23 protein-coding genes are annotated in these 16,837 nt (G+C 68.2%); 5 read left to right on the top strand and 18 right to left on the bottom strand.

The window, feature by feature from the left end:
- Positions 1 to 38 precede the first annotated feature (38 nt).
- A complete protein-coding gene (gene rplM / locus ACLJPL_RS18230; protein ID WP_030914195.1) occupies positions 39 to 482 on the bottom strand; it encodes a 50S ribosomal protein L13 in 444 nt (147 codons plus the stop codon).
- A gap of 435 nt (positions 483 to 917) precedes the next feature.
- Positions 918 to 2,537: an ABC-F family ATP-binding cassette domain-containing protein gene (locus ACLJPL_RS18225; protein ID WP_411081872.1), complete on the bottom strand. Its 1,620-nt coding sequence runs from the start codon at positions 2,535 to 2,537 to the stop codon at positions 918 to 920.
- Positions 2,538 to 2,669: 132 nt separating this feature from the next.
- Here ACLJPL_RS18225 and ACLJPL_RS18220 point away from each other — a divergent pair, with 132 nt between their 5' ends.
- On the top strand, positions 2,670 to 3,521 hold the full coding sequence (locus tag ACLJPL_RS18220; RefSeq protein ID WP_411081871.1) for a hypothetical protein: 852 nt from the start codon (positions 2,670 to 2,672) through the stop codon (positions 3,519 to 3,521).
- Between the two features lie 162 nt (positions 3,522 to 3,683).
- A complete protein-coding gene (locus tag ACLJPL_RS18215; protein ID WP_411081870.1) occupies positions 3,684 to 4,022 on the top strand; it encodes a hypothetical protein in 339 nt (112 codons plus the stop codon).
- 12 nt (positions 4,023 to 4,034) lie between these two features.
- Here ACLJPL_RS18215 and truA read toward each other — a convergent pair whose 3' ends face one another.
- The 10 genes from truA to secY all read right to left on the bottom strand — a co-directional run bounded on the left by truA (position 4,035) and on the right by secY (position 11,487).
- On the bottom strand, positions 4,035 to 4,892 hold the full coding sequence (gene truA, locus ACLJPL_RS18210; RefSeq protein ID WP_411081869.1) for a tRNA pseudouridine(38-40) synthase TruA: 858 nt from the start codon (positions 4,890 to 4,892) through the stop codon (positions 4,035 to 4,037).
- A gap of 89 nt (positions 4,893 to 4,981) precedes the next feature.
- Positions 4,982 to 5,503, bottom strand: coding sequence for a 50S ribosomal protein L17 (rplQ, locus tag ACLJPL_RS18205; RefSeq protein WP_411081868.1), 522 nt, complete (start codon positions 5,501 to 5,503; stop codon positions 4,982 to 4,984).
- A gap of 188 nt (positions 5,504 to 5,691) precedes the next feature.
- Positions 5,692 to 6,714, bottom strand: a complete 1,023-nt coding sequence (locus tag ACLJPL_RS18200; RefSeq protein ID WP_019055532.1) for a DNA-directed RNA polymerase subunit alpha — start codon at positions 6,712 to 6,714, stop codon at positions 5,692 to 5,694.
- A 139-nt stretch (positions 6,715 to 6,853) separates the two neighbouring features.
- Complete coding sequence (rpsK, locus tag ACLJPL_RS18195; protein WP_003956432.1) at positions 6,854 to 7,258, bottom strand: 30S ribosomal protein S11; 405 nt, start codon at positions 7,256 to 7,258, stop codon at positions 6,854 to 6,856.
- Between the two features lie 105 nt (positions 7,259 to 7,363).
- The gene (gene rpsM / locus ACLJPL_RS18190; protein WP_073877645.1) at positions 7,364 to 7,744 is read right to left on the bottom strand and encodes a 30S ribosomal protein S13; all 381 of its coding nucleotides are present in this window, start codon (positions 7,742 to 7,744) and stop codon (positions 7,364 to 7,366) included.
- Positions 7,745 to 7,939: 195 nt separating this feature from the next.
- Positions 7,940 to 8,053 (bottom strand): 50S ribosomal protein L36, encoded by a 114-nt coding sequence (rpmJ, locus tag ACLJPL_RS18185; protein ID WP_003956441.1) that lies wholly within the window; start codon positions 8,051 to 8,053, stop codon positions 7,940 to 7,942.
- Between the two features lie 60 nt (positions 8,054 to 8,113).
- A complete protein-coding gene (infA, locus tag ACLJPL_RS18180) occupies positions 8,114 to 8,335 on the bottom strand; it encodes a translation initiation factor IF-1 (RefSeq protein ID WP_003956442.1) in 222 nt (73 codons plus the stop codon).
- Between the two features lie 200 nt (positions 8,336 to 8,535).
- On the bottom strand, positions 8,536 to 9,378 hold the full coding sequence (gene map, locus ACLJPL_RS18175) for a type I methionyl aminopeptidase (protein ID WP_411081867.1): 843 nt from the start codon (positions 9,376 to 9,378) through the stop codon (positions 8,536 to 8,538).
- A gap of 136 nt (positions 9,379 to 9,514) precedes the next feature.
- Positions 9,515 to 10,174 carry an adenylate kinase gene (locus ACLJPL_RS18170; RefSeq protein WP_411081866.1) on the bottom strand — a complete coding sequence of 220 codons (660 nt, stop codon included), beginning with the start codon at positions 10,172 to 10,174 and terminating at the stop codon, positions 9,515 to 9,517.
- Complete coding sequence (gene secY / locus ACLJPL_RS18165; RefSeq protein ID WP_411081865.1) at positions 10,174 to 11,487, bottom strand: preprotein translocase subunit SecY; 1,314 nt, start codon at positions 11,485 to 11,487, stop codon at positions 10,174 to 10,176. Before secY ends, ACLJPL_RS18170 begins: the two co-directional genes overlap by 1 nt.
- A gap of 343 nt (positions 11,488 to 11,830) precedes the next feature.
- On the opposite strand from secY, the gene ACLJPL_RS18160 reads away from it, so the two are divergent.
- From ACLJPL_RS18160 to ACLJPL_RS18150, 3 genes are all read left to right on the top strand, one after another.
- A complete protein-coding gene (locus tag ACLJPL_RS18160) occupies positions 11,831 to 12,352 on the top strand; it encodes a hypothetical protein (RefSeq protein WP_411081864.1) in 522 nt (173 codons plus the stop codon).
- Positions 12,353 to 12,446: 94 nt separating this feature from the next.
- On the top strand, positions 12,447 to 13,103 hold the full coding sequence (locus ACLJPL_RS18155) for a hypothetical protein (protein ID WP_411081863.1): 657 nt from the start codon (positions 12,447 to 12,449) through the stop codon (positions 13,101 to 13,103).
- A 126-nt stretch (positions 13,104 to 13,229) separates the two neighbouring features.
- Positions 13,230 to 13,856 (top strand): LuxR C-terminal-related transcriptional regulator, encoded by a 627-nt coding sequence (locus ACLJPL_RS18150; RefSeq protein WP_411081862.1) that lies wholly within the window; start codon positions 13,230 to 13,232, stop codon positions 13,854 to 13,856.
- Positions 13,857 to 13,992: 136 nt separating this feature from the next.
- Here ACLJPL_RS18150 and rplO read toward each other — a convergent pair whose 3' ends face one another.
- The 6 genes from rplO to rpsH are packed head-to-tail and all read right to left on the bottom strand — an operon-like array spanning position 13,993 to position 16,630.
- Positions 13,993 to 14,448: a 50S ribosomal protein L15 gene (gene rplO / locus ACLJPL_RS18145; RefSeq protein ID WP_030561900.1), complete on the bottom strand. Its 456-nt coding sequence runs from the start codon at positions 14,446 to 14,448 to the stop codon at positions 13,993 to 13,995.
- A gap of 1 nt (position 14,449) precedes the next feature.
- Positions 14,450 to 14,632, bottom strand: coding sequence for a 50S ribosomal protein L30 (gene rpmD / locus ACLJPL_RS18140; protein WP_015610734.1), 183 nt, complete (start codon positions 14,630 to 14,632; stop codon positions 14,450 to 14,452).
- Complete coding sequence (rpsE, locus tag ACLJPL_RS18135; protein WP_411081861.1) at positions 14,632 to 15,237, bottom strand: 30S ribosomal protein S5; 606 nt, start codon at positions 15,235 to 15,237, stop codon at positions 14,632 to 14,634. The genes rpmD and rpsE overlap by 1 nt, the downstream gene beginning before the upstream one ends.
- A 47-nt stretch (positions 15,238 to 15,284) precedes the next feature.
- On the bottom strand, positions 15,285 to 15,668 hold the full coding sequence (rplR, locus tag ACLJPL_RS18130) for a 50S ribosomal protein L18 (RefSeq protein WP_015610732.1): 384 nt from the start codon (positions 15,666 to 15,668) through the stop codon (positions 15,285 to 15,287).
- A gap of 2 nt (positions 15,669 to 15,670) precedes the next feature.
- Positions 15,671 to 16,210, bottom strand: a complete 540-nt coding sequence (gene rplF / locus ACLJPL_RS18125; RefSeq protein WP_030798876.1) for a 50S ribosomal protein L6 — start codon at positions 16,208 to 16,210, stop codon at positions 15,671 to 15,673.
- A 21-nt stretch (positions 16,211 to 16,231) separates the two neighbouring features.
- Positions 16,232 to 16,630, bottom strand: coding sequence for a 30S ribosomal protein S8 (gene rpsH / locus ACLJPL_RS18120; RefSeq protein ID WP_007446728.1), 399 nt, complete (start codon positions 16,628 to 16,630; stop codon positions 16,232 to 16,234).
- Between the last annotated feature and the right edge of the window lie 207 nt (positions 16,631 to 16,837).

The raw sequence follows: 16,837 nt of genomic DNA, 5'->3' as shown, positions 1-16,837 counted from the left end.
CCTCAGATCTTTCTGTATGTCTTAGGGGGTGGCCGGAACTACTGCGCGACCTGGGTGATCTCGAACGGGACCGGCTGCTGAGCAGCGTGCGGGTGCTGGTCGCCCGCGTAGACCTTGAGCTTCGAGAGCATCTGACGGCCCAGGGTGTTCTTGGGGATCATGCCCTTGATGGCCTTCTCGACGGCCTTCTCGGGGTTCTTCGAGAGCAGCTCGTCGTAGCGCACCGAACGGAGACCGCCCGGGAAGCCCGAGTGGCGGTACGCCATCTTCTGGGTCTTCTTGTTGCCGGAAAGGTGAACCTTCTCGGCGTTGATGATGATGACGAAGTCGCCCATGTCCATGTGGGGGGCGTAGATCGCCTTGTGCTTGCCTCGGAGGAGGTTCGCAGCCGTGGTGGCCAGACGGCCGAGAACGATGTCCTCGGCGTCGATGATGTGCCACTGGCGAGTGACATCGCCGGGCTTGGGGCTGTACGTACGCACTTCGTAGCCTTCGCTTCTTAGTGGATGAGGTCCAGACAACACATGGCACCCCTGAAGCGATCATGCAGCTGGGGCTCACACTGCCGGGGACGATGCCCGTATGCGAGCCACTGGTAACTGCTCCAGAGAACCTACGCAGGGGCTTCTCGTACGAAAACGACGAAGCCGATACGCATAACAAACCTCGACACTACCCGCCCCGCCCCGGACGGGTCAAAACAACCAGATCCAGCCCCGCCAACACCCGGGGGGCCACCTTCCCAGCCCCGCCGCACCCCCCAGCCCCGCCGGCGCTTGAGGCGCGGGGGCCCGGGGGCAGCGCCCCCGCAACGGCGCCGCACGGCACCCCGCACCCCCACCACCCGCCAGGCCACCACCCACCGGACCACCACCGCCGACCGCCGACCGCCGACCGCCGACCGCCGACCGCCAAGGTCACCGAGCCCGCTGAACCCTCCGCTCATCCCACACCGGCTCCGTCGTCTCCCGGACCACCCCGTCCGACCCGAACACCAGATACCGGTCGAAGGACTTCGCGAACCACCGGTCGTGCGTGACGGCCATCACCGTGCCGTCGTACACCTCCAGCCCGTCCTGCAACGCCTCCGCCGACTCCAGGTCCAGGTTGTCGGTCGGCTCGTCCAGCAGCAGCGCCGTCGTGCCCGCCAGCTCCAGCAGCAGGATCTGGAACCGCGCCTGCTGCCCGCCGGACAGCCGCTCGAACGCCTGGTCCCCCTGCCGCTCCAGCTCGTACCGCCGCAGCACCCCCATGGCCCCGCCCCGGTCCTTGGCGTGCTCGGACCAGAGGATCTCCACCAGGGTCTTGCCGAGCAGCTCCGGATGCGCGTGCGTCTGGGCGAAGCGCCCCGGCACCACCCGCGCCCCGAGCTTCCACTCCCCCGTGTGCGCCACCGGCTCCCCCGCCAGCAGCCGCAGGAAGTGCGACTTGCCCGACCCGTTGGAACCGAGGACGGCGACCCGCTCCCCGTAGTAGATCTCCAGGTCGAAGGGCTTCATCAGGCCGGTCAGCTCCAGGCCCTTGCAGGTGATCGCCCGCACCCCGGTCCGCCCGCCGCGCAGCCGCATCCGGATGTCCTGCTCGCGCGGCGGCTCCGGCGGCGGGCCCGCCTCCTCGAACTTCTTGAAGCGCGTCTGCATCGCGTGGTAGCGGTTGGCCATGTCGGGGCTGTTCGCCGCCTGCTGCCGCATCCGCAGGACGAGCGCCTTCAGCCGGGCGTGCTCCTCCTGCCAGCGCCGCAGCAGCTCCTCGAACCGCGCGAACCGCTCCTTGCGCGCGTCGTGGTACGTGGCGAAGCCGCCGCCGTGCACCCATACGTCGCTGCCCGCCGCGCTCGGCTCGACGCTGACGATCTTCTCGGCGGCCCGGGACAGCAGCTCCCGGTCGTGGGAGACGAAGAGGACCGTCTTACGGGTCTCCTTGAGCTTCTCCTCCAGCCACCGCTTTCCCGGCACGTCCAGGTAGTTGTCCGGCTCGTCCAGGAGCAGCACCTCGTCGGGGCCGCGCAGCAGCGCCTCCAGGACCAGCCGCTTCTGCTCGCCGCCGCTGAGCGTGCGCACCTCGCGCCACTGCGCCTTCTCGTACGGGACGCCGAGCGCGGCCATGGTGCACATGTCCCAGACCGTCTCGGCCTCGTACCCGCGCGCCTCGGCCCAGTCGCTGAGCGCCTGCGCGTACGCCATCTGCGCGGCCTCGTCGTCGACGGTGAGGATCTTCTCCTCGGCCGCGTCGACCGCCTTCGCCGCGTCCCGGATGCGCGGCTGGGAGACGGACACCAGCAGATCCCGTACGGTCCGCTCGTCCCGCACCGAGCCCACGAACTGCGGCATCACCCCGAGCCCGCCGCTCACCGAGACCGTGCCGCCGTGCGGCTGGAGCTCCCCGGCGAGGAGGCGCAGCAGGGTCGTCTTGCCCGCCCCGTTGGCCCCGACGAGGGCGACGACGGCTCCGTCGGCCACCCGGAACGAGGCGTCGCCCAGCAGCACCCGCCCGTCCGGTAGGTAGTACTCCAGGTGGCCCGCTTCAAGATGTCCCATACACAGCATTGTCACGGCCCGCGAAGCCCTGGCCCAATCGGTTTTCCAAAGCCCTGGGGCCTGCGGTCAGACTGCCGTCTGCCACCCTTCGGCCGACGACGCCAGTTTGACGACAGGCCCTAGGATTCGCGCATGAGTTCATGGCAAGGGGGGCCCTCCTGGGGGCCAGAGAACAGAGGGACTCCGGACTGGGCCGCGCTCGCCGACGAGTCTGCGGCGCGCGCCCGTCGCAGGCGGTGGCTGATGATCGGCGGCGGGGTGCTGGCCACCGGCCTGGTCGGCGCGATCGTGGCGACGGCCGTGGTGACCACGAACGGCGGCGGCAAGGGCGACCCGAGCGGCAGCGCGAGCAAGCTGCCCGCGCCGGTCGACCTCCCCGAGGACACCTCCGCGCCCGCGCCCTCCTTCTCCCCGGTGGCGCCGCCGCCCCCGCCGGACCCGAAGGAGTACATATCGAGCGCCGACAAGGACAAGGCACCGGTCACCGTCGACGGCTTCTTCCCCGGCAAGAAGCTCGCCATGGGCGACCGCGTCCACCTCAAGGGCGCCGCCACCAGCACGACGAACTGCGCGAGCGGCACGCAGGGCGCCCTGGGCGCGGTCCTCACCGGCAACGGCTGCAAGCAGCTCATCCGCGCGACCTACCGCAAGGACGGGGTCGCCGTCACCGTGGGCATAGCGGTCTTCGACACCGAGGACCGCGCGCGCAAGACGGTCGACCAGGCTTCGGGCGGCATCGCCTCCCTCTCCGGCGAGGGCGTGCCCACCTTCTGCCGTGCCGGTACGGTCTGCCGGCGCACGACCAACTCCTACGGCCGTTACGCCTACTTCACGGTCGGCGGCTTCATCAACGGCACACGCGTCACCACCGGGGACAAGAACGTGTACGCGGTCGGCGACGACCTGACGAACTTCACCTTCCGCCAGATCCGCCACCGCGGCCAGGTCCAGGCGTCGCAGGCAGCGGCGGACCCCGCCCGGTAGAGCCCGGCGGGCAGCGAAGCGCGCGACGCCTGTACGGGGGGGCCGCGCGCGTCACGTAAAACTGAACGTGTTCAATAAGGGGCGGGAGAGGGCCCATCCTCCCCCGCCCCGGGGTGCCCACGCCCTCCGCGGCCCCGGACCACCGCGCGAAGGACGGCCCTGATGAGCACCCCCAGCCCCCGTGGCACGGCCCGCCTCCTCGCCGCCGGCTACCTCGGCCTGGTCACGCTCGCCGCCCTCGTCCACGAGATCGCCGGCCGTCCGGAGACCGGCCAGACAGTGATGACCCTCGCCGCCTACCCCGGCGGCGTCATTCTGCTGGTCACCGTGCTCTACCCCCTGGCCCTGCTGACCGGCGACGACGCGGTCACCGAGGAGGCCGGGTTCAGCCTCCTCAACCCCCTGCTCGACGGCGCGGGGGCACTGGTCAACGTCCTGATCCTGTGGGGCGTCATCGCCTTTGCCCGCCACTTCAAGGCCGAGTGCGTCCGCAGCCGTTGAGCACCCGGGGCCTCAGCAGCACCCCGTGGCCCCCGGCAACGTCCTGACGTTACGGGCCTCTTCGGCGCGCGCGGCGAGCAACTCGTCGGCCGGGTACGCCACTTCCTCCAGCGTCAGCCCATGCGGCCGCACCACGTGCACGGCGGGGTCGCGCACCTTCGCGGCCAGCACCTCGGCGGGCCAGGCGGCCGGGCGGCGGCCGTCACCGACGAACAGGGCGGCCCCGATCAGCGCCCGCACCATGTTGTGGCAGAAGGCGTCGGCCTGCACGGTCGCGGTGAGGACGCCCGAGGACTCCTCCCGTACCCAACTCAGCTTCTGGAGCGTACGGATGGTGGTCGCGCCCTCGCGCTTCTTGCAGTACGCGGCGAAGTCGTGCTCACCCACCATCAGCGCGGCCGCCTCGTTCATCGCGTCCACGTCCAACGGCCGGTCGTGCCACAGCACATGACCGCGCGTCAGCGGGTCCACCCCGCCGGGCCGGTCGCCCACCCGGTAGGCGTAACGCCTCCAGAGCGCGGAGAAGCGGGCGTTGAACCCGGCCGGGGCGGGGGCCGCCCGCCAGATCCGTACGTCCAGCGGCAGCCTGCCCGCCAGCCGCCGCAGCAGCTTCTCCTCATGCTCGGCCCACACCGCCCGAGGCAGGTCCACATGCGCCACCTGGCCCCGCGCGTGCACCCCGGCGTCCGTGCGGCCCGCCACCGTCAGGTCGTACGTCACCGGGGACCGGGTCACGGTCCGCAGCGCGTCCTCGATCTCGCCCTGCACCGTGCGCCGGCTGGTCTGCTTCGCCCAGCCGGAGAAGTCCTTGCCGTCGTACGACAGGTCCAGCCGCACCCGTACGAAACCGGGCTCCGCGTCGTCACTCACCCGTATCTCCTCATCCACCCCTGCTCAGCAGAACGGGCCCGCACCGCCCCGAAGGGTGATGCGAGCCCGTCCCGTGGTCTCGGAACGCCTCAGGCGTCCTTGGACTCCGCGTCGTCGGCCTTCTCGACCGGCTTGGCGTCCTCGACGGCCTCGTCGGACTCGGCCGCGGGGGCCTCGTCCTTCTTGGCGGCGTCTTCCTTGACCGCGCGCTTCGTGGCGGCCTCGGCCTCACCGGTGGCCTGCTGGGCCACGGTCAGCGCCTCGACCAGCTCGATGACCGCCATCGGGGCGTTGTCGCCACGACGGTTACCGATCTTGGTGATACGCGTGTAACCACCGGGGCGGTTCTCGTAACGGGGGGCGATCTCGGTGAAGAGCGTGTGCACGATGCTCTTGTCCGTGATCGTCTGGAGCACCAGGCGACGGTTGTGGATGTCGCCCTTCTTCGCCTTGGTGACGAGGCGCTCGGCGACCGGACGCAGGCGGCGGGCCTTGGCCTCGGTCGTCGTGATGCGGCCGTGCTCGAACAGCGACTTCGCGAGGTTCGCGAGGAGCAGACGCTCGTGCGCGGCGCTGCCGCCCAGACGGGCACCCTTTGCGGGACGCGGCATGGTGATTCTCCTTGTGTGCTGCACCGGCCGTATCAGGTACCGGTGTCAGTTCCCGTGAAGCGGACGCCTCACGGAAGTCATAGCTGCCGGACATCAGCCAAAATCAAGCCCGTCCGGCGATTGAGGACAAAGCCTCAGCCCCGGCCCGGGGCGCCCTCGAAACCGGGCGCCCCCAGCCGGGAGGCACCTCAGTACTGCTCGGTCTCCACGAAACCGGCGTCCACGTCGTCGTCGGCGCCGAAGGCGTCGGCGGCGGCGGTCGGGTCGAAGCCGGGAGGCGAGTCCTTGAGCGCGAGGCCCATACCGGCCAGCTTCGCCTTGACCTCGTCGATCGACTTGGCGCCGAAGTTGCGGATGTCGAGGAGGTCGGCCTCGGAACGCGCCACGAGCTCACCCACGGAGTGGATGCCCTCGCGCTTGAGGCAGTTGTACGAGCGGACCGTGAGCTCCAGCTCCTCGATCGGCAGCGCCAGATCGGCGGCGAGCGCGGCGTCCGTGGGGGACGGGCCCATGTCGATGCCCTCGGCGTCGATGTTGAGCTCGCGCGCCAGACCGAACAGCTCGACCAGGGTCTTGCCGGCCGACGCCATGGCGTCACGGGGACGCATGGCCTGCTTGGTCTCGACGTCGACGATCAGCTTGTCGAAGTCGGTGCGCTGCTCGACACGGGTCGCCTCGACCTTGTACGTGACCTTGAGCACCGGCGAGTAGATGGAGTCGACCGGGATCCGGCCGATCTCCTGGCCCACCTGCTTGTTCTGGACGGCGGAGACGTAGCCGCGACCGCGCTCGACGGTCAGCTCCATCTCCAGCTTGCCCTTGCCGTTGAGCGTGGCGAGGACCAGGTCGGGGTTGTGCACCTCGACACCGGCCGGGGGCGCGATGTCGGCGGCGGTGACCAGACCCGGGCCCTGCTTGCGCAGGTACATCACGACGGGCTCGTCGTGCTCCGAGGAGACGACCAGCTGCTTGATGTTGAGGATGAGGTCGGTGACGTCCTCCTTGACGCCCGGCACGGTGGTGAACTCGTGCAGGACGCCGTCGATCCGGATGCTGGTGACAGCGGCGCCGGGGATCGAGGAGAGGAGGGTACGGCGCAGGGAGTTGCCGAGGGTGTAGCCGAAGCCCGGCTCCAGCGGCTCGATCACGAACCGGGAGCGGAATTCGTCGACGACCTCTTCGGTCAGCGACGGACGCTGAGCGATAAGCATGGGGAGAGTCCTTCAGTCGTGGGCGCCCACTATTTGACGCCCGACAGATGTGACAAGGGTACGGGCGGTACGCCCCGAATGAGGCGTACCGCCCGGACCCGGACGCTACTGACGCACGGCCGTCACCGGCCGCGACGGATCAGACGCGGCGACGCTTCGGCGGACGGCAGCCGTTGTGCGGCGTCGGGGTGACGTCCTGGATCGAACCGACCTCGAGGCCCGTGGCCTGGAGGGAGCGGATCGCGGTCTCACGGCCGGAGCCGGGACCCTTGACGAAGACGTCGACCTTGCGCATGCCGTGCTCCTGCGCGCGGCGGGCGGCCGACTCGGCGGCCATCTGCGCGGCGAAGGGGGTGGACTTGCGCGAGCCCTTGAAGCCGACGTGGCCGGCGGAGGCCCAGGAGATCACGTTGCCCGAGGGGTCCGTGATCGAGACGATGGTGTTGTTGAACGTGCTCTTGATGTGCGCGTGGCCGTGAGCGACGTTCTTCTTTTCCTTGCGACGCACCTTCTTGGCTGCGCCCTGACGACCCTTGGGGGGCATGTCTTGACTCCAGATGGAGAGGGGAGGTGATCGGTCCTACAGCGAAGACCGCTGGTTGCTGCGCTGCTCCGGAGATCCGGACCCGCGCAGTGCGTCCGCTGAGGACTACTTCTTGCCCGGCTTCTTCTTACCGGCGATGGCGCGACGCGGGCCCTTGCGGGTACGCGCGTTCGTGCTGGTGCGCTGACCGTGCACCGGCAGACCACGGCGGTGACGAATGCCCTGGTAGCAGCCGATCTCGATCTTGCGGCGGATGTCGCCCTGGACCTCACGGCGGAGGTCACCCTCGGTGCGGAGGTTGGCGTCCACGTACTCGCGGATCTTGACCAGGTCCTCTTCGGCCAGGTCACGAACGCGGGAGTTCGGGTTCACGCCGGTGGAGGCGAGGATCTCCTTGGACCGGGTGCGCCCGATACCGAAGACGTAGGTGAGGGCAACCTCCACGCGCTTTTCGCGCGGGATGTCAACACCTGAAACGCGTGCCATTCAATGGCTCCAGTTGTTAGATCGGGGGTCTTCCGCAGTACCGCTCCCGACCGCCGATCTCTCGCTGGGAGAGGTGGTACGCCCGGGTCTCCGGCCCCCGCCGGAGGTGTCGTCAGCCGTGGCTTGGACGGGTTCTGCGTATGTACGTGCTTACGTGCGTCGCGCGAAGAACTGCGAGATGCAGGCGGTCGTGCGTCAGCCCTGGCGCTGCTTGTGGCGCAGGTTGTCGCAGATGACCATGACCCGACCGTGACGGCGGATCACCTTGCACTTGTCGCAGATCTTCTTGACGCTCGGCTTGACCTTCATGGGATGTCAGGTTCTCCGGGTCAGTGCCATCACCGCGCCGAAACGGGGTGCGGGCAAGATCTACTTGTAGCGGTAGACGATCCGGCCACGCGTCAGGTCGTACGGAGAGAGCTCCACCACGACCCGGTCATCCGGGAGGATACGGATGTAGTGCATCCGCATCTTGCCGCTGATGTGCGCCAGGACCTTGTGACCGTTCTGGAGCTCCACCTTGAACATTGCGTTCGGGAGGGACTCGATCACGGTGCCCTCAATCTCGATGGCACCTTGCTTCTTGGCCACGCTTCGCCTTTCGAATCGGCTACCTTGATCGGCTCTCGCGATCCCATGCCTTACATGCGGGCACACGGATGCACCAGAGCCGACGAGTCAGTCTACGTCAGCGGACTCCAAAAGACGAATCCGTCAAGTTTGCCCACTACCGGTGATCCTTAGACCTGCCGAAGGGGTTGCATCGGGCGGTGGGGTCTCCCCCCTGGCCCTCACGACCTCGGGGAAGGGTCCGGGGCTGCCTCGATGCCGTACTCCGCGAGCTTCGCCCTGCCGCAGTCCGGAGCGGTCAGGACCAGCGGTCCCTGCTCCGTCAGGGCGACGGAGTGCTCCCAGTGCGAGGACCAGGTGCCGTCCGTCGTCAGGACCGTCCAGTCGTCGCTGAGGGTCTCCGTCCGCGCCGTGCCGAGCGACACCATGGGCTCGATCGCCAGGCAGACGCCCGGGACCAGCTTGATGCCCTTGCCGCGCTTGCGGGAGACGTAGTTCAGCAGGTGCGGGTCCATGTGCATCTCGGTGCCGATGCCGTGGCCGCCGAAGTCCTCGATGATCCCGTACTTGCCGGTGGCCGGGCGGGGCTGGCGGCGGATGTAGGACTCGATCGCGCGGGAGACGTCGACCAGGCGGTTGTTCACCTTCATCGCGGCGATCCCGGCCCACATCGACTCCTCGGTCACCCGGGAGAGCTCGATCAGCTCCGGAGCGTGACCGGTGCCCACGAAGGCGGTGTACGCGGCGTCGCCGTGCCAGCCGTCCACGATCGCGCCGGCGTCGATCGAGATGATGTCGCCGTCCTTGAGCACCGTCCTGTCGTCCGGGATGCCGTGGACGACGACCTCGTTGACCGAGGTGCAGATGGTCGCGGGGAACCCGCCGTAACCGAGGAAGTTCGACGTCGCGCCGTGGTCGGCGATCACCTTGCGGGCGACCTGGTCCAGGTCCTTCGTGGTGGCGCCGGGCACGGCCGCCTCACGGGTGGCCGCGTGAATGGCAGCGACCACCAGCCCCGCCTCGCGCATCTTCGCGATCTGCTCGGGGGTCTTGATCTGCACCATTGCTCGGCGCCTCTCTGCGTTGTCGGTGACGGTCACGGGTCCACCGCGACCGCACTCAACGATACGGGCGCAAGCAGTCGGCCGCGGCGCCCTGGGGCGTCGCGGCCGACTGCACAGCGGTGGTACGGGGTGGGGCTCAGCCCTTGGCGGACTGCTTCAGCGCCTCCATGGCACGCGCGGTCACGTCGGTGACCTTGCCGAGCGCGGAGATGGTCACCACCAGGCCCTGGACCCGGTAGTAGTCGATGATCGGCTCGGTCTGCGTGTGGTAGACCTCCAGCCGGGTGCGGACCGTCTCCTCGCTGTCGTCGTGCCGCTGGTAGAGCTCGCCGCCGCAGACGTCGCAGACGCCCTCGGTCCTCGGCGGGCTGTACGTCACGTGGAAGACGTGCGCACTGTCCTTGCGGCAGACGCGGCGACCCGCGATCCGCTTCACGACCTCGTCCTCGGGGACCTCCAGATCGAGGACCGCGTCCAGCTTCACGCCCTCGTCCTTGAGCATCACGTCAAGGGCTTCGGCCTGGCCCACGTTCCGCGGAAAGCCGTCCAGCAGGAAGCCGTTCACGGCGTCCTCCTGGGCCATGCGGTCCTTGGCCATCCCGATGGTGACCTCGTCCGGCACCAGCTGTCCCGCGTCGATGTAGGCGCGGGCCTGCTTGCCAAGGTCGGTGCCCTGGCTCATGTTGGCGCGGAAGAGGTCGCCCGTGGAGATGTGCGGAATCGACAGGTTCTCGGCAAGGTACGCAGCCTGCGTTCCCTTGCCGGCACCCGGAGGCCCGACGAGGACGATTCGCATCAGCGGAGGAACCCTTCGTAATTGCGCTGCTGGAGCTGACTCTCGATCTGCTTCACGGTTTCCAGACCGACACCCACGATGATGAGGATGCTCGTCCCGCCGAACGGGAAGTTCTGGTTCGCACCGCCGAATGCTGCCAACGCCATCGTCGGCACCAGAGCGATCAGGCCCAGGTACAGCGAGCCCGGCCAAGTGATCCTGTTGAGCACGTAGCTCAGGTACTCGGCAGTAGGGCGACCTGCCCGGATGCCCGGGATGAAGCCACCATACTTCTTCATGTTGTCGGCGACCTCGTCGGGGTTGAACGAGATGGCCACGTAGAAGAAGGCGAAGAACACGATCAGGACGAAGTACGTCGCGATGTAGTACGGGTGGTTGCCGGACTCGAAGTGCTTCCGGATCCAGTTGGCCCAGCCCGCGTTGGAGGCCGAGAACTGGACGATCAGCGCCGGGATGTAGAGCAGCGAAGAAGCGAAGATGACGGGAATCACACCCGCCTGGTTCACCTTGAGCGGGATGTACGTCGACGTGCCGCCGTAGGACCTGCGTCCGATCATGCGCTTCGCGTACTGCACCGGGACCCGGCGCTGGGCCTGCTCGACGAAGACGACGAGGCCGACCATCACGAAGCCGATGAGGATGACGGTGCCGAACTCGATCCATCCGTCGGCCAGCTTGCCGCTGACCCTGATCGCCCACAGGGCGCCGGGGAACGTCGCGGCGATCGAGATGAACATGAGGATCGACATGCCGTTGCCGATGCCGCGGTCGGTGATGAGCTCACCGAGCCACATCACGGCGGCCGTGCCGGCGGTCATCGTGAGGACCATGATGACCGTCGTGAAGACCGACTTGTCGGCGACGATCTGGTCGCCCACGGAGCAGTTCTGGAACAGCGCCCCGCTCCGGGCAGTCGCGACGAGGCCGGTGCCCTGGAGGACGGCCAGCGCGACCGTCAGGTAACGCGTGTACTGCGTGATCTTGGCGGTACCGGACTGCCCCTCCTTCTTGAGGGCCTCCAGTCGCGGGATCACGACGGTCAACAGCTGGAGAATGATGCTTGCCGTGATGTACGGCATGATGCCGAGCGCGAAGATGGTGATCTGCAACAGGGCGCCACCGCTGAACATCTGCATCAGACCGAGCAGGCCGCCCGAGTCGGCCTGGTCGATGCACTGCTGGACCTTCACGTAGTCGACGCCGGGGGCCGGGACGTGGGCCCCGAGCCGGTAGATCACGATGATGCCGAGCGTGAAGAGCAGCTTCTTGCGCAGGTCGGGCGTCTTGAACGCCTGGGCGAACGCGGTGAGCACGGTGCCTCCTGCGACCCCCGCGTTACGCGCGTGAGGGTGACGGTTCGGTAAGTGAGCAGTACAGAGCACGGCAGCGGCACGCCTGTGCACACACTGCCGGGATACTAACAGCGGATACCCTACCCGCCCTCTGTGGCCTGCGGGAGACATGGCCGAGACCCGTCAACGCCCGGGCGGTGCACGGCGACCCGCCCTGGACGGTGACCGACTTTGGTCGGCCCCGGTGACCGACCAAGGGAAGCGATGACAGTTTACCGGTCCTCGGAAAGACTCGGCCCGCAACCTCCTGATCCACGAGGTCCGCCCAAGAGCACCGATCACTGGGGAACATGTGAAGAAGTCCATGACTTTGGCCGGCGTCGCCTGCGCGGCCGTCCTCCTGACCACGGGAACGGCTACCGCGGCGGGGCAGACCGTGCCGACAGCCGGCACCGCCGCGAGCGAAACCCGCACCGCGTCCGCGTCCACCGCCTCCAGCACCGCCGGCACGGCGGTGCAGAACGACGTCGCGGCGTCGGGGGTGGTAGCGGCCGCGAAGTGCAACCTTGCCCTGGGCAAGCCCTGGAAGGAGAACATCGCCAAGAAGGGGCGGAGCGACCACTCCCGCGCGAAGTACAGGACGGTGAACAGCTGCGCGGGGTACGGACTGGTCGCGACGCTCCAGTACCACCGCTGGCACGGATGGTCCGGGCTGGTCGGCGCCCACTGGACGGGCAACCGCTCGAAGGATCGCATCCTTCAGTGGAAGTGCCAGGGCAAGGGCACGTTCACCTACCGCGTGGCGGGCACCGTGCGCGGTGGCCTCTCCGGCGGCGGCCCGGAGGTCCGCCGGGGCCACGGCGCGGAGCGTCGCTTCGCCTGCTGACGCCCACGCGTCCCCCGCACACAGCACCCGGGCCGAGCGCGTCCCCGCGCCCGGCCCGGGCCTGCCCGCACCGTATGAACCGGAGCCGATGACCATGAAACCGCGCACAGGCGCGGCACTCCTCGCAGGTGTCGTACTGGCCGCCGGAGCCACCGCGTTCGCCACCGGGCTCGTCGGCGCGGACCCCCGGAAGCCGGAGGACCGACGCGGAACCACCGCGGAGGTGACCCGCATCGCCTTCACCGAGCAGGCGCACGCGCCGAAGGGGTCCCCCGCTGATCCGCCCGTGCGGATCGCGATGTACGCGCGCCACGCGGGCGACGTGGTCGACGAACTCCACTTCCGCATCACCAGCGCCGGAAAGCTCGTCGAGGAGCGCCGGTGGGTGGCCGGCAGTCCCGACGCGATCGCCGTACGGAACTGGGTTTCCTGCGGTACGTCGCAGGAGGAGACCCCGCCGCCGAGGCCCGACAGCCTGAAGGTGGTGGTCCGCGAGCTCTTCGGTCCCCCGACAGTGCCCGAGGAGGCGCGGGAGGCCGCGAACGGCACGAAGCGCTGGGAGACCTCCGCCGGCATGATCACCACGGATTACACCGACCTCGGCGGAGCGTTCCCCGACCGGCGGATTCAGATCAAGGGGCCGGACGGGACCGTGGGTTCCACGATCGGCGACACCGAGGTGGCGCCGGCCGACGCACTGCCGGGCTGGCGTCCGGGGTGGGAGAAGTGCGCCCCGGTCGAACAGGGCTGACCCCGCCGAACCCCGTGTTAAAGACCTGTGCCGCAGACAGTTTCCCTGAATAGACTCGCAACCGCTTCCGAGGCGGCGACGGACCACTCGCAATCCGGCCTCGTGACGTGGAGCGAAGGGGGAAGAATGAGTGCGGCTCGGCGTGCCCGAATTCTTATCGTCGACGACGACCCGATCCGGACCCGGGGAATCCGCCAGCTGATCGAGGGATTTCTTTACGTCGACGCGGTCATCGCTTGTACCAGCACCGACGTCTACGTGGCGACCGGACGGACCGCTCCGGACATCGCCCTGCTGGGACCCGCCCCCCTGCCCGACGAGGACCGGACCGCGTTCACACGCCTCCAGACCTTGACGGCAGGGGGGCGCTTCGTCACATTCGACAGTTCCACCCGCTCCCGGATAACGCCGCACAGCATGTCTGCGGGGCTGTCCGGGTTTCTTCCTTCGGGGGCCACCCCCGGCGACTTCGACCGCGCCCTCGCGTCGGTCCTGGCCGGCTTCACCTACTTCCCCCGCGACGTCACCACCGAACTGGCGGACTACCGCCGGCGGTTCCCCGAACTGTCGCTGCGGGAACAGGAAGTACTCGACGAGCTGGCCGGCGGGCTGAGCAACCACCAGATCGGGAAGTCCTTAGGGATCAAGGAGACCACCGTGAAGATGTACGTCACCCGCATCCTGGCCAAACTGGGCGTGGAGAGCCGCCTCCAGGCCGGTCTCAAGGCACGCGGTCTCTGTCCCCTCACCTGAAACGCAGCGCGGAGGGCGTTCGGCGTCGACGCGTGCGTCTCCAACGGAAGTCGACGCGTGCGTCTTCCGACGAAAGAGGGCCGGCCGGTACCCCAAGAGGGTACCGGCCGGCCTTCGTTCAGCGGGTCGCTCGGGCTCAGACGAGCTCGGTGACCGTACCGCCCGCGGCGGTGATCTTCTCCTTGGCGGAGCCGGAGACGGCGTCAACCGAAACCTGGATCGCCACGGAGATCTCGCCCTGTCCGAGGACCTTGACGAGGTGGTTGTTGCGCACAGCGCCCTTGGCGACCAGGTCGGCCACCGTGACCTCTCCACCCTCGGGGTAGAGCGTCGCGAGCTTGTCCAGGTTCACGACCTGGTACTCCGTGCGGAACGGGTTCTTGAAGCCCTTGAGCTTCGGGAGACGCATGTGGAGGGGCATCTGGCCACCCTCGAAGCGCTCCGGAACCTGGTAACGAGCCTTCGTACCCTTGGTACCACGGCCTGCGGTCTTACCCTTGGACGCCTCACCACGACCCACACGGGTCTTGGCGGTCTTGGCGCCCGGGGCAGGCCGGAGGTTGTGGGCCTTCAGCGGGCTGTTCTCCGCCATGTCAGTCAACCTCCTCAACCGTCACGAGGTGGCGGACGGTGTTGGCCATTCCGCGGAACTCGGGGCGGTCCTCCTTGACAACCGAGTCGTTCAGGCGCTTGAGCCCGAGCGAACGCAGGGTGTCGCGGTGGTTCTGCTTGCTGCCGATGTACGACTTCGTCTGCGTGATCTTGAGGCGAGCCATTACGCACCCGCTCCCGCACGTGCACGGAGCAGAGCCGCGGGGGCGACGTCCTCGAGGGGCAGACCGCGGCGGGCCGCGATCTCCTCGGGACGCTGCAGGCCCTTGAGGGCCGCCACGGTCGCGTGCACGATGTTGATCGCGTTGGACGAGCCAAGCGACTTCGACAGGATGTCGTGAACGCCGGCGCACTCGAGCACGGCGCGCACCGGGCCACCGGCGATGACACCGGTACCGGGGGAAGCCGGCTTGAGCAGGACGACGCCCGCAGCCTTCTCGCCCGTGATCGGGTGAGGGATGGTGCCCTGGATGCGGGGGACCTTGAAGAAGTTCTTCTTGGCCTCTTCGACACCCTTGGCGATGGCCGCGGGAACTTCCTTGGCCTTGCCGTATCCGACACCGACGGTGCCGTCACCATCGCCCACCACGACCAGCGCGGTGAAGCTGAAGCGACGACCACCCTTCACAACCTTGGCGACGCGGTTGATCGCGACGACGCGCTCGACGTACGCGGTCTTCTCGGCGGCGCTGGCGCCACCGTCACGGCCCTTCCGGTCCCGCCGCTCGCCGCCACCGGCACCGCTTCCGCGGCGCTGGGGTCCAGCCATTGGATTTACCTCTCTCTGTTACGTCCGCTGTGCGTAGGAACCGGGGCTTAGAACTTCAGCCCGGCTTCACGGGCGGCGTCAGCCAGAGCGGCAATCCGCCCGGCGTACTGGTTGCCACCGCGGTCAAACACGACGGCCTCGACGCCTGCGGCCTTGGCACGCTCGGCGACCAGGGCGCCGACCTGCTGGGCCTGAGCGCTCTTGTCACCCTCGCCACCACGGATCGAGGTGTCCAGGGTCGACGCCGACGCGAGCGTGTGGCCCGCGATGTCGTCGATGACCTGGGCCACGATGTGGCGGTTGGAACGCGTCACGACCAAGCGGGGACGCTCCGGCGAACCGGAGATGTGCTTGCGGACGCGGATGTGGCGGCGCTTGAGAGCGGCACGCTTGTACGCGTCGCCCTTGGCGATCTTCACACCGTATGCCATGGCTACTTACCAGCCTTTCCGACCTTGCGGCGGATGACCTCGCCCGCGTACTTGACGCCCTTGGCCTTGTACGGGTCGGGCTTCCGCAGCTTGCGGATGTTGGCGGCTACCTCGCCGACCTTCTGCTTGTCGATGCCCTCGACGCTGAGCTTCGTGGGCGACTCGACCTTGAAGGTGATGCCTTCCGGAGCCTCGATGAGGATCGGGTGGCTGTAGCCCAGGGCGAACTCCAGGTTGGAGCCCTTCGCCTGGACGCGGTAACCGACACCGCTGATCTCGAGCGCCTTGCTGTAACCCGCGGTCACGCCGGTGATCATGTTCGCCACCAGCGTGCGGGACAGGCCGTGGAGGGCCTTGTTCTGACGCTCGTCGTTCGGGCGGGAGACGTTGAGCACGCCGTCCTCACCCTTGGAGACCTCGATCGGCGCGGCGACGGTGTGCGAGAGGGAACCCTTGGGGCCCTTCACGGCGACCGTACGGCCATCGATGGTGACGTCCACACCGGCGGGAACCTGGATGGGGAGCTTGCCGATTCGCGACATGAGCTTTCCTTCCTTTCCCGACTACCAGACGTAGGCGAGGACTTCCCCACCTACGCCCTTCTTGCCTGCCTGCTGGCCGGTCAGGAGGCCGTGGGACGTGGAGATGATCGCCACGCCCAGACCGCCGAGGACCTTCGGCAGGTTGGTGGACTTTGCGTACACACGCAGACCCGGCTTCGAAATCCGCTTGATGCCGGCGATCGAGCGCTCGCGGTTCGGGCCGAACTTCAGCTCGAGGACGAGGTTCTTGCCGACCTCGGCGTCCTCGACCTTCCAGCCGGTGATGAAGCCCTCCTGCTGGAGGATCTCCGCGATGTGCGACTTGATCTTGCTGTGCGGCATCGAGACATCGTCGTGATATGCCGAGTTCGCGTTACGCAGACGCGTGAGCATGTCTGCGATGGGATCAGTCATGGTCATGAGTTGGCCTTCGGCCTCTCTCGCCGGGGTTTCCTGTATGCGCCATCCCTCTCCCCACTCAGTGGCGGGACGGGTGCGGTGCGGGGACCTACGGCGTAGTAAGTCGGTCGTGGGCGGCAGGCGCCCAACCCTTCAAGCCTACGGCATGAAAAGCGGGACTCCTGCCGACCCAGATGCTTACCGAGAGTCTCCAGAACTTCCCTTCGC

The organism is Streptomyces sp. cmx-18-6 (genome assembly GCF_046548915.1).
Taxonomy (GTDB): Bacteria; Actinomycetota; Actinomycetes; order Streptomycetales; family Streptomycetaceae; genus Streptomyces.
Note: the sequence above shows the minus strand (reverse complement) of the source record. Positions and strands in the feature narration are given on the sequence as shown.